Annotated in this window: 9 protein-coding genes; all 9 read right to left on the bottom strand. The window is 40.1% G+C overall.

Annotated features, from left to right (window positions below):
- A complete protein-coding gene (locus tag DW862_RS19660; RefSeq protein ID WP_120070063.1) occupies positions 1-2,013 on the bottom strand; it encodes a RagB/SusD family nutrient uptake outer membrane protein in 2,013 nt (670 codons plus the stop codon).
- An 8-nt stretch (positions 2,014-2,021) separates the two neighbouring features.
- The gene (locus DW862_RS19665) at positions 2,022-5,078 is read right to left on the bottom strand and encodes a TonB-dependent receptor (RefSeq protein WP_120070066.1); all 3,057 of its coding nucleotides are present in this window, start codon (positions 5,076-5,078) and stop codon (positions 2,022-2,024) included.
- Positions 5,079-5,107: 29 nt separating this feature from the next.
- A complete protein-coding gene (locus DW862_RS19670; RefSeq protein ID WP_120070069.1) occupies positions 5,108-6,538 on the bottom strand; it encodes an IPT/TIG domain-containing protein in 1,431 nt (476 codons plus the stop codon).
- 431 nt (positions 6,539-6,969) lie between these two features.
- Positions 6,970-9,516: a glycoside hydrolase family 31 protein gene (locus DW862_RS19675; RefSeq protein WP_004317125.1), complete on the bottom strand. Its 2,547-nt coding sequence runs from the start codon at positions 9,514-9,516 to the stop codon at positions 6,970-6,972.
- An 85-nt stretch (positions 9,517-9,601) separates the two neighbouring features.
- The gene (locus DW862_RS19680; RefSeq protein WP_004317122.1) at positions 9,602-10,666 is read right to left on the bottom strand and encodes a family 43 glycosylhydrolase; all 1,065 of its coding nucleotides are present in this window, start codon (positions 10,664-10,666) and stop codon (positions 9,602-9,604) included.
- 31 nt (positions 10,667-10,697) lie between these two features.
- Positions 10,698-11,210, bottom strand: coding sequence for a hypothetical protein (locus DW862_RS19685; RefSeq protein WP_004317120.1), 513 nt, complete (start codon positions 11,208-11,210; stop codon positions 10,698-10,700).
- A 24-nt stretch (positions 11,211-11,234) separates the two neighbouring features.
- Positions 11,235-12,380 carry a SusE domain-containing protein gene (locus tag DW862_RS19690; protein WP_004317118.1) on the bottom strand — a complete coding sequence of 382 codons (1,146 nt, stop codon included), beginning with the start codon at positions 12,378-12,380 and terminating at the stop codon, positions 11,235-11,237.
- A 19-nt stretch (positions 12,381-12,399) separates the two neighbouring features.
- Positions 12,400-14,292 (bottom strand): RagB/SusD family nutrient uptake outer membrane protein, encoded by a 1,893-nt coding sequence (locus DW862_RS19695; protein ID WP_004317116.1) that lies wholly within the window; start codon positions 14,290-14,292, stop codon positions 12,400-12,402.
- 17 nt (positions 14,293-14,309) lie between these two features.
- Positions 14,310-17,414, bottom strand: coding sequence for a TonB-dependent receptor (locus DW862_RS19700; protein WP_120070073.1), 3,105 nt, complete (start codon positions 17,412-17,414; stop codon positions 14,310-14,312).
- Between the last annotated feature and the right edge of the window lie 102 nt (positions 17,415-17,516).

Genomic DNA, 17,516 nt, shown 5'->3' on the forward strand with positions numbered 1-17,516 from the left:
TTAATCATAATATGTCCATCCCGGGTTCTGAGTCAGACGCAAGTTTCTTCTCAACTGATCATGGGAAATCGGCCAGAAATACATTTTACGGCTAAAAGTAGTCGGCAAGTTCGAATTGATCACTTGAGTATGAAATAAGTCTCTTTCTGTTTTACTCATATATGCATTGCAACCATACATCTGCTGCGACTCCTCATATTCGGCATCCTTCCAACGGCGCAGATCAAAGTAACGACTGTTTTCTGCAAATAACTCTATCTGGCGCTCATGCTTCAAATGCTTGCGGAACTCATCAGCATTCTCATAAACATCTGATCCAAAATCGGGAACTCCTCCACGAATACGAACTCTGGAAATAGCATAACTCATTTCATTCTTATCACGTGAAATATCATAAGACTGAGTTCCATCCCATGAAGGAATCTGATAAGTACTCGCACCTAATTCATTTAATGCCTCTGCATACCATAACAACACGTCAGCATAACGAATACCAATCACAGGCTTTGAGATAACCCCTCCCTCTGTCTTAAAGTTGTCACGAGAACTAACAAATTTCCTGATCCCAATACCAGTAGCCAACCAACGATCACCTGAATTACTCCAGCCACTCTCTTCACCACGATAATACCATATGATTAGATTCCGGTCATACGACTGTACAGCATTAGTACCATTCCATAAGCAACCATTGTATGCTACCGTAGCATAAAAACGTGGTTCACGATGTCCATATTGTTTATTCACACCTTCCACCAATGGTGCCCAATCACCACTAGCTGCTTCCTCGGCACTCACATAATTTTCATCACCCGTCCAGTCTTTCGTCTTATCAAAAGGTTTTCCGGTATTCATCTGATAGGCATCGCATTGCTTACCTGTCATAGCATGACAATTATAACCTCCGAATGCTATTGGCATCTGATGTTGAATCATCGTATTGATATCTCCGTTGTTCTGTCCGGTTGTAAAAATCATCTCTTTGTTTTCCGAAGGAAAAATCACTCCATTAAAAAGTGTCTCGTAAGACTGTAACGGGTCAATATTCCGCCATCCTGCAGGAAAATCCGCATGAGAATATACCGCATGCGTAGGAGGAGCAATCGTTGCCGGATTATCAATTGTACCAGTAGAGTGAGCTGAGACCGTATGTAGCTCATACACACCCTTACGACCAAGTTCTACCACATCACGAGCAGCTGCTGCCGCCTTTGCCCACTTTTCTTCATTGTATTCTTGAGCCATCAGATAGCGTCCTTCATCATCCACCAAATCCGTGAAACGTTCAGTATCAGTTGGACGCGGATTATTGAGAGGGCTGGCAGCATAAAGCAATGCTTTTGCGCGAGTTGCCAAAGCTGCTCCACGAGTAGGACGTGCCATATTACGTGTATCACGTTTCAATGGTAGGTCTTTCGCTGCAAGCTTCATTTCCTCTGCAATATAGTTGACACAATCGTCATACGTGCTACGTGGGATATAAAGATCCTCATAAGCAGCATTATAGTCCATCACACCATCATTAGGTATAATTGGTATAGGACCGTACTTTTGCAACAACTTCCAATAGAAATAAGCGCGTACAAAACGGGCCTGTGCTTTATAATCAACAATTTCATCCGGAATCATTTCTTTATTTCGGTCAATATTCTGAATAAAAATCGAGGCATGACGAATACCATCATAAGCTTGTGCCCAAGAGTCTTGTTTCCAATTCTCATCATATTCACAATATTTGAATACACGATATTCAAGATTACGGTCGCTATAACACATATCGTCGGAAAAGTTAGTGATACAGTTATCTTTCGAACCAATATCGATGTTACTCCATGTCAGCCAAGCGTACGCAGTCGCCAACCATTGTTCCGACCATTCTTTATTTTCAAATATATTTTCCAAACTCTGGGTATTTTCTCCCAATTTCCCCTCCACGCTCAAATAATCAGAACAAGAGGAAACCATCATTCCCATACTGATAATGGTGGAAAACAATATATGTTTCTTTTTCATATTTCGTATTATATATTAACAGTTAAACCTAAAGTGAGTATTTTAGACAATGGATACTGCTGCCCGTTAGAGCTCCCCATTTCAGGATCCCATAATTTGAACTTAGAGAATGTTAACAGATTTGTCCCGATAAAGAAGATGCGTACATTATTCATCAAGATGGCACGGCTGATGTTCTTTGGAAGTGTATAACCCACCTCTACCGTTTTCAGACGTAAATATGAACCATCACGCAACCAATATGTCGATTCACGGTTATTGTTACTGTTATTCTGCCAAGTCAAACGAGGATATTTGGCATCAGGATTCTCATTCGTGCCAAGACTCCAGTAGTTTCCTACTACATCCGTAAGAATGTTACCCCAATCACCACCACTAAACGGCCTGACTCCGAACCCATCAATAAAGAAAGAGGATTTACCAGCACCCTGGAAATGCAGATTCACATCAAACCCTTTCCATGTAGCAGACATACCAAAACCATAAATCAAATTCGGACGGGTTGTAGAACCAATAGGCACCCTATCACTATCATTAATCACGCCATCACTGTTCACATCTTTATACTTAATATCACCAGGCATTACTGTTCCCCATTCTGTTTGCTGAGGGCTGTTACGTATATCATCATAATCCTTAAATAAGCCAAGAGCTATCAAACCTTTCGCCTGATTGACGCGATACCCAGTATCACGTATATAAGGATATGCACTATTTGCCTCGTCAGCAGCTAGAATCTTATTATTACTATAAGTGAAATTACCGCGTACAGTCAGACTGACATTGCCGATATCCTGTTTGAAAGCAACATTTCCATCAAAACCGGTAGAACGTACCTTACCTACATTCGCACTAGGGGTAAGATAACTCAGACCTAAAGTTCCTGGTAAACTTTGACGCTGCATAAAGATTCCATCACGTGTTTCATGAAAGTAATCTACAGTACCAGTAAACCTGTCATCCCATAGAGAGAAGTCAACACCTATATCATGCTTAGTAGCAATCTCCCATGTCACACCAGAAGAAGATATCTGCTTATAAATCTGTCCATTATCCACATTAGGAGTATTGTAATCTCCCCAATTATAAGGATTTCTACTTTCAAAAAGCTCCAGATAAGGGAAACGAGTTCCAATATTGTCACTACCTACCTTACCATAAGAATAACGAAGCTTAAACATATTCATCCATTTCAGATTCTTCTTAATAATAGGTTCTTCCGCAATATTCCATGCTACTGAATATGCAGGAAAGAAACCAAATTGGTTACCTGGGGCAAAATTTTCTGAACCATTGTAACCAAAGTTGAAATCAACCATATAGCGATATTTCCATCCATAGGTAACACGGCCAGCAAGTCCCATGTGCCTATTAGGTAGCCAATCATAGCCGGCTGTACTTTGTGTGTTGACATATTCATCCTGAGTATATTTCAACGTACCGCCCACCGAATGATCGCCGAATCTACGATCATATTGCAGAATAGCCTCCCAAAACTGCCTGCGGTTACCTGAAGCAGAAGACTCATGAAACATCAACTGTTTCTCTGCCACTTTTTTGAAAACGATTTCACCGTTAGAATCTCGCTGACGTTCGGCTTGCCATTGTTCAGGCCACTGCTTATGATTACGATAGTTATTGTTATAAGTATCAAATCCAAAACGTCCGGTAAACTTCAAACCTTTCGTTATAAAATCCAATTTCTGGTCCAAAGTTGCATTCGTTTGAATTACGTTCTGCCACTCCTCATAATAACCAGTTTGTGTAGCAATTACCCATGGATTAGTACGCTCACTTGTTCCAGCGGCCGGAATTCTTCCGTTCGAAAAAATCACTGGCATATTAATAGGTGTCTGTCCCATTACAGACTTCCACAATGCATCAGAACCAAGTCCCGGATCATTTTGAGTAGAAAGCCAGCCTGAAACACCCACCGTCACCATGGTGGTCTTTGTAACATCAAAATCTACATTCATACGATAGTTCCAACGCTGATAATTGGCATTTGTATTATAATCTTTCAACTTGCCGTCTGTCTTATACATCCCCCCCTCGCTAACATAGCTTGCTGACACAAAGTAGCGTGCCACAGAACCACCGCCACTTATATCAAGATTAGCACGATAAGTCATTGCACCGTCTCTTAACAATACATCCATCCAGTCCACATTCGGATACAAATCTGGATCCAGTCCTGTCTGAATCAGTCTCAACTCATCTTGGGAATACATTGGCTGTTGAGAACGAGTTGTACGTGATTCGTTCAGCATGGTAGCGTAAGTATAACCATCTACAAAGTCAGGAGTCATGGTACGTGTATTATAAGAAGTTTCCACTTTCGCATTGATATTAATTTTACCAGCCTTACCTCTCTTAGTAGTAATCAACACTACGCCATTCGCACCACGACTACCATAAATTGCTGTAGCCGAAGCATCCTTCAATACGGAGAACGACTCAATATCTTCCACATTGACTTCATTCAGGCTACGTTCAAATCCATCTACCAAAACCAATGCTCCGGAGCCTGCCCCAAAAGTAGAAATACCACGAATCCAGAATTCCGACATATTGGCTCCCGGTCTACCGGAAGTCTGCCTCGCTAACACACCAGGAACATTTCCTGCCAATGCATTTACCAGACTTGAAGTAGGAGATGACTTCAGCACATCCACATCTACCGTAGAGACTGCACCTGTCATTGTTATCTTCTTTTGAGCACCTGTACCAGTGATAACCACTTCATCGATCACACTCGCAGAAGATTCGCGCAATGTGACATCAACCTTACTCATATTATCCTTTATCAGGACTTCTTGTGTTTCAAATCCTATATAAGAAAAGATCAGCGTACTGTAAGGAGCTATTTTGATCTTATACTCACCATCAATATTAGTGATAACTCCCAAACCTGCAACATTCTTTACCGAAATATTGACTCCAGCCAAAGGTATCTTTTCGGCATCTCTGACCATACCGGTTACCTCTATCGTTTGACTCTGGGCATACATATCAATGACGCAACCTGTTGTCAGCAATAATATCATAAATAAAAATTTCTTCATAAAATAAGAATTGTGTATTAATCATCAATTTACTGCAATGCAATGGTACGAACACGGTGATTACCGTTGTCACCAACATAGAAAGTACCTGTAGACTCTTCATAACAAAGTCCTAAAGGATAGTTGAAACGTGCTGTTTCACGAGGATCACCATCAATATATCCTGATACTATTTGATCTGTCGAATAACTTCCACGACCAGCAAACGTTGTAACAATACCATCAGGAGTGATCTTACGAATACAATGATTGGCAGCATCAGTAAGATAAAAATCATATACATCTAAACGTTGCTCTGCCACATATTCTTCGTTCAACACAAAACACCCCTGCATTGGATTATCGAAACGGGCTGAATTTTGGGATGCGTCCTTGTAACCATATGACCCGAACTCTCCAGCAAAAGTAATAGGAGTTTCCAGATATTTACCAGCCCAATTATATTCTGCTTTCATCACACATTGCTTGTCACGTGCTATTAAATAAGCAAAGTTTCCACTTGGATGAAAAGTAACACATTGAAACCAGCCGCTTGGTCCCATCTTGGCAATCTGCTTCGGATCCCACATTTGTGTCTTCTCATTCCAAACCGCTTTATGAAGCGTAGCATCACGACCACGGCACAAAAAGATAGTACCATCTATAGGATGTGTGAATAATGTATTGAAATCATCCCCATTTAAAGCCGGATAAGAATTTTTAAAATTTTCTTTACGAAGTAGATAATAAGCTCCTGCACGTTCTACATTCCCCTGCGGACAGTTCACAAACATAGTATCCCTGCCCACACTCCAGCCAAGCCCACTCGGAGCACTACTCCAACCAGCAGCACCATTGGTAATCACAGTAGCTATGGAATCTTTATCTAGATAGATTTTACGTAAACTATGTTCATTCTCGAAAAAATAAATGCAACGTTCGCCTGATGATTCGTCATAGTACATGGCAAGAGGAGTTTGAGTTCCTGCTTTATCAAAATTACCATCCGTAATAGAAGTATTACCTTCACTATCTACTACACCGCACAACGTGCCGACAACTACATTATACTGATAAGAAAACTTTTGTTCAAATGTATAGGTGGCATTCAAGCTTTTATCCTTATTCAATATATCCACCTGCACAAATCCTCCATCCGCACGGGAAGGAACAATACAATAAATCTGTGTACCGGAAGAGCTAACAACTTTCGCTTCCTTACCACCAACAACCACTCGTATCAGTGAAGGATCAGTCCCAAAATTACTACCATTGATAAACATGTTCGTGCGCACAGCACCTTCTAAGGGAGAATAGTCAGTAAAAACAACTTCAACATTAGGATCAGAAGCTACATAAGACGGAAGATTTACTTCCACATTTTTGTCCATGCAACTACCCAATCCACCCAGGCAAATCAAGGAAAACAATACAAACCTAACCTGTTTCCCTCCTTTTTTTGTTTTAAAAAGACTTTTCATTGTATTAAATTATTCGTTAAACAATAAATATAAAAATCAAAAGAAAAAATAACTATGCATTATTCCAATGTGCACTATTAACGAAATGCAAAATAAAACGCTATCCTATTAATAGAATAAAAATAACGGTTCAATAAATGACAAAAACAGGTCAAAAACCTATAAAACAGCTATCCTAGTATGTTTTGGAGCACTTTTACTATTTTAGCTTATGTTGTGTGCTTTTCTCTATTATCATCCAACCTATATCTCCCCCCCCGAAAGTGATATTACATATAGCATAGTTGTATAAATGGTCATAAAAATACAAACTCTTTCTAAAATGGAGCAACATCAGAAAATATCAACTACAGTAGTATCTGGCTTGCCCTTCATTACTTATATAAAAAAATAGTGGGAGCTTTTATCACCCCACTATTACATTTCTCATACTATTGCTTGCTCCAGCAAATAGATTGCAAAAACCAAGCTTTATTTTCGTCATTCAAACCTTGACGCTTCAAAACCTCCGGGAGGTCAGTATAACTTTTCCAGAAATCGGAAACTAAAGAAGAGATCTTCTCCGGTGCATAGATTACCGCTTCACTCAGACTTCCCATTTTACCAAATTCTTCCTTGAAGCAAATATATGAATCACGGTATTTTAACTGCTCCATAGATTTAGCAATTCGTCTAGATACTCCCAACAAGCCGTTCATATCAGCTGTTTCCGTAGGATAAACTATTTTAATAACCTTTTCCTGATCACACGACAAAACAGACAAATCAACCGAAAGAGCAAACTCTTCACCCAAATATTCATATTTGGCAGGTTGACCATTTACAGTGACAGACTGAGGAACAAGTGATGAGAGCACTTTCACTTTGAATGAACGAGATTCAGGCATATCTTTATATTGACCATCACGTTTACCGATAACAATCGTTCGTTCCTGCCCTTGGCTGGAAGATGTTAATTTAGTCACAGCATATTCCGAAGCATAGTTCTTATCGTTTCCATTATCTTCATAGAAATTAAAGGACGAAATTCCATTTCCACCAGGGAATACGGTAACAACAACCTCCTCATCATTACCGTTCAGGTTCATCACCTTTCTTGTATACATCGGTAATACCGCTCCCGCTTTTACATAAATCGGATATTCATCAATAGCAAAAGGACGTTCCACTATTTGTCCTCCTTTCAGTAAGGTGCCTGTATGCAACTCATACCATTCACCTTCGGGCAGCCACACACGCACTTGTACATAACCATCTTTTGCAGGAGCTGTGGCAGGAGCAACCAGAATATCATCTCCAAACATATATTCATTACGGAATTCATATGCTTCCTTATTATCCGGATAATCATAATACATCGGACGGCAAAGTGCTAATCCTTCATCATAACCTTTACGAGCCATTGTATAAATATAAGGCGCCATCTCATAACGTTGCTGGATTGTCTTACGAAGAACATCACAATATTCTTTGTTGAATACCCATGGTTCCTTATTCAAACCGGCACTTTTTTGAGAATGTGTACGCATAATCGGGCTTAAGGCTCCGAATTGCAACCAACGAGTGTACATTTCCGGATCTATACTTTCACCGATATGTCCTCCCAGGTCATGACTCCAATAACCATATAATACATTGGAAGCTGTCGAGTTGAAGTAAGGCTGAAAATCTAATGATTTCCATGAAACAACTGCATCACCGGAGAAACCCACCTGATAGCGATGATTACCCAAACCTCCCCAACGGTGATATAGTATCGGACGTGTGTCCCTGTTCTTTTCCATATTACTAAAGAAAGCATAATTAATCCACCAAGTGTTGCTCAAATTCTTCACCTTCGGATCATATATCCCTTGTTGCCAGTCCAGCCACCAAAAATCAACACCATCTTTCTCCATTGGCGTCAATACATTCTTAAACATATTTTTAATAAACTTCTTATCTGAATTTATCCATGGAATAGTCTGTTTGGACTGAGGATCGACTCCCATATCTTTTGCTAATCCAGGATATTTTTCTTCATAAGAAGCTACTCCATCCGCCGGATGTAAGTTAAGGGTGATTTTCACATCATTCTGTTTCAAGTATCCCAAAAACTCCTTTGGGTTCGGGAATAAATCACGATTCCATGTCCAACCGGTCCAACCACCTTTTCCTTGTTCTGTATAATGCCAGTCCATATCTACCACCAATACATCCAAAGGAATCTGATAAGTATGGAAATTATCAATCAGATTACGGAACTCCCTGTCAGAATATAACCAATAGCGTGACCACCAATAACCAAATGCATACCGGGGAGGTAATGGTACTTTTCCCGCAAAGAGGGTATAATCTTTCAAGGCAGCTTTATAGTCATGTCCATATGCGATGAAATACCAATCCTGTCCGCCATTAGCCGGACGCTCTTTCACCCAATCCCAATCTTTATTATCATCAAACAAAAGTCCCTGAGAATCATCAATCAGAGTCCAACCGTCAGTAGCCAACAGACCATCTTCCAGTTTCAGTTTATCACCTTTCTTTGTATCAGCCACCCATGTTTGTGTCTGTGTATCACCATCCATACCATCCAATGTACGATAGGTTCCTTTCAAGTTGCCCTTCTGTTGCATACCGGGTTTCCAAGTAAAAGGTAATATTTCTTTAGAGGCAGTGATAACCAAGTTCTTATCTGTAAACTGTCCACTGTTTTTCTTATAACGCATCTTCATTTTGGAAGTCGTTATTTCAACCCATCCCCCTCTTGTTTTTAGCTTGTAATCTACCTGGGGATAGTTACGATTCACAACGATGTGAGATCTATCGTCTACGAATTTCCCATCCGGTGCATATTCCAGACGGATTGCTCCATCAGAAATGACTGTAAACCTTACATTATCATCTGTATAAGCAATATTTCGCTGTGTGTTTTGCGCATGCAATACAAATATAAAACTCTGCATGACACAGAGTAAAAGCAATAATCCTCTTTTCATGATAACATTTAAAAGCAATAAATTTATAATTCGAGAATAAAATAGGGTCGTTGCAGTTATCATAGCTACAACCACCCTATGTCAACTACTTACTCTTCTTGAAAGTCGGAGCTTCCGCCTTCACAACCGGTCCGTCCCCTACGAGATACGGCCAATCATCGTCATCCCAATAAACTCTATCAAGCAATACTACACGCCCTAAAGATGGATCGGCAGTCCGGTAAGCATGATAGATAATCCAATCTTTACCTTCATCATCCTGCACTATTTCAGCATTGTGCCCTGTCCCTAGAAACGCATCATTTCTGTGTATCAGTACCTCATGTTTATTATCATTCATGTTGTCACCTGATTTATTCAAATAAGGACCAAAAAGCTCGGTGGAACGACACACAACTGTCTGGTATGTACTATTTGCACCGTCACAGCAAGTGCCTGTAGAGCAGAACAAATAATAGTATTTACCTCTTTTCAAGATATATGATCCTTCATAAGCATTGGTACCTCCAGTATTGGCAGCGACCTGTATTTTTGTCGCTTTTGCATTTTCAATACCTCCTTTCAGTCCAAGACCGTCTTCAGTCAATTCAACACCCCAAATACCATACCAGCTTCCCCAGAAAAGATATTTTTTACCATCATCTTCAATATAGAAAGGGTCGATACTATTATGAACATCGATCTCATTGCTACGGAATAATTTGCCTTGATCAGTAAACGGTCCTTCCGGCTTGTCCGAAACAGAAACACCAATACCACAAGTTGCTCCACCTCCCCACTTGGACAAGGAGTAATACATCACATATTTTCCATTGATATAATTGATATCCGGTGCCCAAATACCTGCTTCCGGTTCCCATGACGGTTTCTTATCATCCTCGTAAGCACCGCCCACATAAGTCCAGTGAACCAAGTCTTTGGATTTGTGTATCCATGTATTTCCTCCGGTAGCATACAAATAGAAATATCCGTCTTCCGCTTTTATCACTGTCGGATCCGGATTATCGGAATCGATGACAGGATTTGAATACCACACTTTGTCTGCCAATGGAGCTTGTTCTGCTTCACCTTTTTGTTTATCGCTGTTACCACACCCCCATGTAAGCAGGGAGAGTATTCCAAGCGTAATCGTATGTTGTAAGTATAACATAAGTTCTCAGTTTTTTATTAATTTTACTAATCTATTCCATACTCGAATTCAATTCAACACCAGGTCCCAATACAATATGGATTATGGAAGTCTTTGATTCTTTGTCCATTTCTGAAGTAATTGGCATACCATCCGACTGAAACGCTTCCAATGTAATGCTAAACTGAGCTTCTTTTTCGTCCACTCCAAAAGCTTTCATATATTCCATTATCTGTTGATTGGTAAAAAGCTGTTCGCGTACTCCGTTATAAGTAAGTATGCTTTTATCTTCCACACCCATTGTTTCAGTTATTTCTCCATCTACCTGCAGTCCTAAAGTCATAACATACTTCGATGCTGTTTCTATATCCAGCCAACGGTAGACAAAAGCAACCCCATCCATATTCTCCTGTGTAATCTGTACATAATAATCATCAGATTCCACTTCTACTCTCGGTACACGTGGTTGTGGGTCACCCTCACTTTCCACATCTCCACATGCTCCCAATACAAATATATTAGTAAGCAGATATAGTATTATAAACAGTTTTTTCATGATTTTCATATTTTAATTTACTTCTTATGGAGATTATTCAGTCGGCTCCAAATATATCTTCATCTCATTAAGGTCTACTGTCAAAATGTATTTACCATCATCAGCAACAATCCATTTCAAGTCACCGCCATTATCCTGATACCTTGCTTCTCCGAGTTCATGTTCTACGCCCGGATTTGCTCCTTGTGAAGGAGCAAAAAAGAATTTTCCTGCAAAATCTGCTCCATTCGGCTCCAACGCCAACTTAAACTCTTTACCGCCATAAAAGTTACCTGTATACGTCCAACGTTCTGGATGGCGTGGATCATTATTCACAAATGCACCTTCCTTTTTCATTTTACCCCAATCCCATCCGATGGTACTGGCATCGCCAACAATCCAAATCCCATCTTGCGGTAAAGGGTAAATACTAACGATATTCACATCCAAACGATTTAAGTCCACAACTATTGTATAGGTACCGCTCTTTGTGTTTTCAAACATCTCACCATTCCCTGCTTCTGCCACATATTGCAAAGAATTATCTCCATTCTCAGCTTTCATGTAGCATGGATAATCAGAATCCGGACTAAGTGCAAAGAAGTACTCACATGGCTTCAATTCTGCTGTCGACTGATATACTCCTGAACCCACAACCTTCTCGGTCATTCGGCGAACAGTTTTCTCTCCAGCATCATCCACCATCACCATATATATCGCAGTAGCATTCTTATCATATCCGATCACATCCAATTGCGTCTTCGACAACTCCGGTTTCAAGTATTCTACAGATGAATTGACCTGTCCTATAACCTCTGCTTCAATAGTCACCTTATCTCCAGGAAGTACACTCCAGGAAGCCAGTATATCATTCAACTCCTTATGCGTAAAACTAATGGAACGTTCCTCCGATTCAATCTCATACAAATCTGTCACATTAGAATGTAAATCTGCCATATACATTCTGAAAAAATAGGTGATAGTAGCATCAGCTCCCCCACGTTGAGCCGCAGCATCCCATGTAAATAAAACAGCAACTTCATTCTCCTTCTCTTTCTCCAAAGTAATTTCAGTAGAAGAAGCCTTCAAAAGCATCTGATCTACAGGAGTTTCAAGCGCGTAATACTCCGGATCTTTATTACAGCTCGCTGCTATCGACATAAGAAAGAGCAAGCATATTAGTTTCATTATCTTATTCATAATTATGCTTTTCATTTTATTAATTCCAGAAAGGCGCCTGGACCAAGTTCGTGTTCTTATTCATCTCATCTATATATACCGGCAGCCAATACATCGCCTTTTTCCAAACACGGGTCTGAAAAACGGTTCTCTTGTAAAATTCCTGACTATTTATTCCTGCAAAGTTCATACCATAATCATCTCCACACATCTCCGGAAGTTGTTCTACAATTTTCCAACGGCGAATATCCGACCAGCGTGATCCTTCACAACAAAGTTCAACACGACGTTCCATACGAACGATCGCACGCACAGCTAATTGATTATCATCAACATGGATGTATTTGGGATCATCCAGTGCTACAGTATTCAGCGTATATTGACGTACACCCGCACGTTCACGGACTTTATTCACATATTTCAATGCATCCTCACGAGATGCTCTATTATCGTAGGCCTCATTAACGGCCTCGGCATAATCCAAATAGGAAGCTGCCAAACGATACAAGAACATTTGCCGCCATTTATAACTACCATTCTTCGGACTATCTTGCGGATATACTTTTTTACGAACCAAATAACCATTTTGGGGGGCATCGTGTGTATAGTCATTATCTCTCTGATTCTTAAAGAATTCAAATTTACGCCCTGCCAAAGCATACCACGAACCATTATAGCTCACTGCCGTATAGAAACGTGGCTCTCGGTTACAATACATATTATATGTACCTTCGGCAGTTATTTCTCCCTTTTGCCCTGTTCCGCCAGTCCAATTGGTAGACCTAGCTTCTACTTTTGTCGAGAAACCTTCTTCTACATATTCTGAATTGTCATCGTCTTTCGGAAGTCCGTTCTTCATAAAGAAAGCATCCACCAATCCTTGATATACGCCCAAACCATTTCCGCCACCATATTCTTTAGTAACCGCCTTGTTTGTGTAGAACTGATAACTTTGATAAGCATCTTCTTTTGTATATGGGAACAATATTTCCTTGTTTCCATCCTGAAATTTTGTAAACCAAAGATTCTCAAGTGAAGTGAACGGATCAATTTCTCCCTCATCATTATATTCTACATACAAACGATAACCAGCTTGCTCTGCCACATCAAGTAATTGTTTGCAAGCCTCTGCCGCTTTCACCCATTTCTCTTGGCTATAAGTAGAGTTAAACAATTCCTCACCTTCTTTATTCTTATGCCCGATATACCACTCATTTCCGTTTACTAACGGGCTTGCAGCAAATAATAACATCTTCGCACGAACAGTCAGACACATGACTGAAGTTATTCGCCCATATTTCTCCACACTCTGCCATACAGCAGGTAATTGTTTAGATGCTTCCAACATTTCATTATCCAAATGACTGACAACTTCATCAAATGGCCTTTGTCCCACCATCAAATCTGAAAGAGTAAAGTCAGTCGGGGCAATATAATTCGGTCTGAATGGAATAGGCCCATATGCTTCCAATAATTGCCACCAATAATAAGCTGCAAGAAAACGTGCTTCCGCTTTCATATAATCCACTTCTCTCTGAGGAAGGTCGGAATCAGGTAATGCGTGTACACGTTCTATAAAAATATAAGCCTGACGTATTTTTCTCGGAAGACCATCCCAGAAATTTCCTGCCCATTGTGTATTCGGTGTCCATCCACCAAAAATCTTGGTGATATTGGGCCAGTCCCATTGCTGCCAGCGTGCAGAAGCAGTCAAGTCATCTGCAAACACTTCCCAACCATACGTATTTAGCCAGTCATTACCCGGATTAGGGATACGGCTGTATACATTGGCCAGCCATGATTCTACTTTTGTCTTATTCTCAAAGACCATGTCTATGTCAATTTCCGTATCCGGTTCTTTATCAAGATACGTACAGGAACCCAACGATACAATGCCTATTAAACCGGCAACTATATATTTCTTAAGTTTCATTATCGTCATTTTTTTAATTAGAAATTCAGGTCAACTCCAAACATTACAGAACGCATAGCCGGATAACGCAGACCGGTGTTCGTATTTAATTCCGGATCCCACAGTTTGAAAGGAGAGAAACAAAATAAGTTATTACCACTCACGTAAAAACGAATAGCTTTGGAATGTATCTTATCAGTTACAGATTGCGGTAAAGTATATCCAAGTTCCAACGTTTTCAAACGCATAAAACGCATATTCTTTTTCCACCATGTGGAATTCCGGTAATTCTGTCTATTAGGCTCCTCCGTCAGTCTCGGCCAGAAGACATCTTGAGCAGGGTTCTCTTCTGTCCATCTGTCGTTATAATTAGAGTAAATATTCCCTTGTAATGTTTGTCCGCTACCCGGAATGAAATACGTAGTTCCACCAATCACACGATAAGTATCACCTGTTCCCTGGAAGAAGAAATTCAAATCCCAGTTTTTGTAGCTTACATTACCTCCGAAACCATAAACAATACGCGGGTCTACCGTTCCACCAATGTATCCTTCATCCGCATCAGTGATAATGCCATCACCATTCATATCTATATATTTGATATCACCGGGACGTACTTTTGAAGCTCCAACGTCCTGTGTCGGTATACCGAATTTCAAATTACCATTCGCATCGAAATCATCTTCTGTAAACAATCTTTCTGCCTGCAATCCATACAAAGTATTTAATGAACGACCTGTCAATCCTCTGTATGTACCTTTCACAGTTTCTGGTTCATCGTATTCGTCCACCCTGTTGATAGCATACGTGAAATTAGAACGGAAACCTACAAACCAATCTTTATTAATTTGTTTATTATAGTTTAAGGAGAATTCTACACCGCGGTTAGTCACTTCACCAAAATTAGCCCAAGGATTAGTCAAGAATCCTGTCTGTGAAGGAATAATCTTACGCTGCATAAAGATATTGGTACGTTTTTCTTTGAAAACATCTACCTGTAATTCCAATTCATTCCATAATCCCAGCTCAAAACCAAGGTTCATTTTCAGAGCTGTTTCCCAGGTAAGATTTTCAACTCCAACTTCTCCTTCTGAAATACCGGTACGACCAATCTGTCCTGTATCACCCCAGTTATACTTATCTGCATTGGTATTCAATGTTGTTATATAGGCAAAACGGCGTCCTCCGATATCATCATTACCTACTTTTCCTATAGAACCTCTTAATTTCAATTTACTCAATGTATTTCTGAAACGATCCATGAAAGGTTCTTCAGACAATAACCATCCGACTGCCACAGAAGGGAAAAAGCCGAAACGTTTACCTTTAGCAAAATTCTCTGAACCATTATATCCAAAGTTGAACTCCGTCACATAACGGCTATCGAAAGTATAAGATAATCTACCCGCAATACCTTGTTTTCTATAAGGTTGTACACTACCATTATCATAACTTTGCTGATTATACAGAAACAATGCATCTACGTCATGCTTTCCGAAAGTGCGAGCATACGTTAATGTTCCTTCAAAATACACCCTCGAATTTCCATATTCCCCCTTATTTCCATGTCCCAAAGACTCATCTCCATATTTAAGTACCGAATGAATCAGATTACCTTCAATGTCACGTCCGGTAGCAATACTATGATAAGTAGCATCCTTTCCCCTTGTAATCGAACTCTGATTCCAACGGTCGAAAGAAAAGGTTACTTTCGCTTTTAATCCCGGCGTGATCATCTTCAGATTCTGTTCAATAGCAAAGAGTGACTGAATCTGTGAAGCTGTAACTACGTCGTAACCTCGCTGTGTCACCGCTGCCCAAGGGTTCACATCATTAATAGCCATAATTGGAATAGTCCCATCTGAATAGCGGGCAGGATACACAAAAGGGGAAGTTATAAACGCTCTATCAAAAGCATCGTCCGTACTAAATGCCTGTTTGCGGTGTGTTTGAAGGAACCCACCGACATTTAAACGCAGCACTGTTGTCTTAGTCACATCCAAGTCAACATTCGCACGCATATTATAACGAGTTAGTTTCGTTCCCGTATCATAAGGCAATGATTTATCCGTCTCCATAATTCCCTTCTCACCGAAATAAGAACCAACCAACGAATAACGCAGAAAATCAGAACCACCTGATACGGTCAGATTCGCACGAGTAGAATAAGCATAATCCTTTGTTATTTCATCCAGCCAATTTACATCCGGATACAAATCTCTGTCATAACCATATCTCGTTCTGTCAATCTGCTCCTGGCTGAAAGGCAAACGCGACTTGTTCTCTGTTATTTCATTTATCAATGTCATATGATCGGCTGCCCCAATAAAATCCGGAAGTTTTGTCGGCTCTGCAATAGAATGTTCCACACGCAGATTGACAGAAGGAGCTCCTACTTTACCACGCTTCGTATTGATAACGATGACACCATTTGCACCACGTACACCATACATAGCACTCGCCGATGCATCTTTCAATACTGAGAAAGATTCAATTTCAGCAGGGTCTATGTTATTCAAGTCGCGCTCAATACCATCTACCAACACTAACGGAGATTGTCCACCAGAGAAAGAAGCAATACCGCGAATCCAAAAATTCGAGGAATCGTAACCCGGTTCTCCCGAACGTTGAACCGCTATCACACCGGCAATCTGTCCTGCCAGATTATTAGACAAAGAGCGCGTGGCACCAACCTGTAACTTCTTAGGCTGTAATGTCTCGATAGAACCGATAACCGACATTTTCTTCTGACTACCATATCCAGTAACCACAACTTCATCCAAGGCTTCAATATCTTCTTCTAAAATTACATCAAAGTTAATCTTACTTCCAACTTTTATTTGTTGAGTTTTGAAACCAATATACGAAATCTCTATTACGGAATTCTTTCCGGGTACATCCAAATAAAAGTGTCCGTCCATATCCGTAATCACTCCAGTCCCTGTCTGTTCCAGTACACGTACATTCACACCAGGAAGAGGATTCTTGTCCTTATCGGTTATCGTACCACTGATACGAATACCTTTCGCTTGCTCCGACATATTAGTCTTACCAAACATAGAAGAATGTTCCGGTAAAGCGGAGTTAGCACTTATTCCATAATACAACAACAAGCAAACAAACAATGCTTTCTTCAAATCCATAATATTAAATTTAAAAAACTCATAATAAATACTTTATCTCATATTGAGTGAGAGCAAAAGTAGACAACCAACATAAAATATAATAAAACATATAAACCAATA

This window comes from Bacteroides sp. AM37-9, assembly GCF_003603455.1.
Lineage (GTDB): Bacteria > Bacteroidota > Bacteroidia > Bacteroidales > Bacteroidaceae > Bacteroides > Bacteroides xylanisolvens.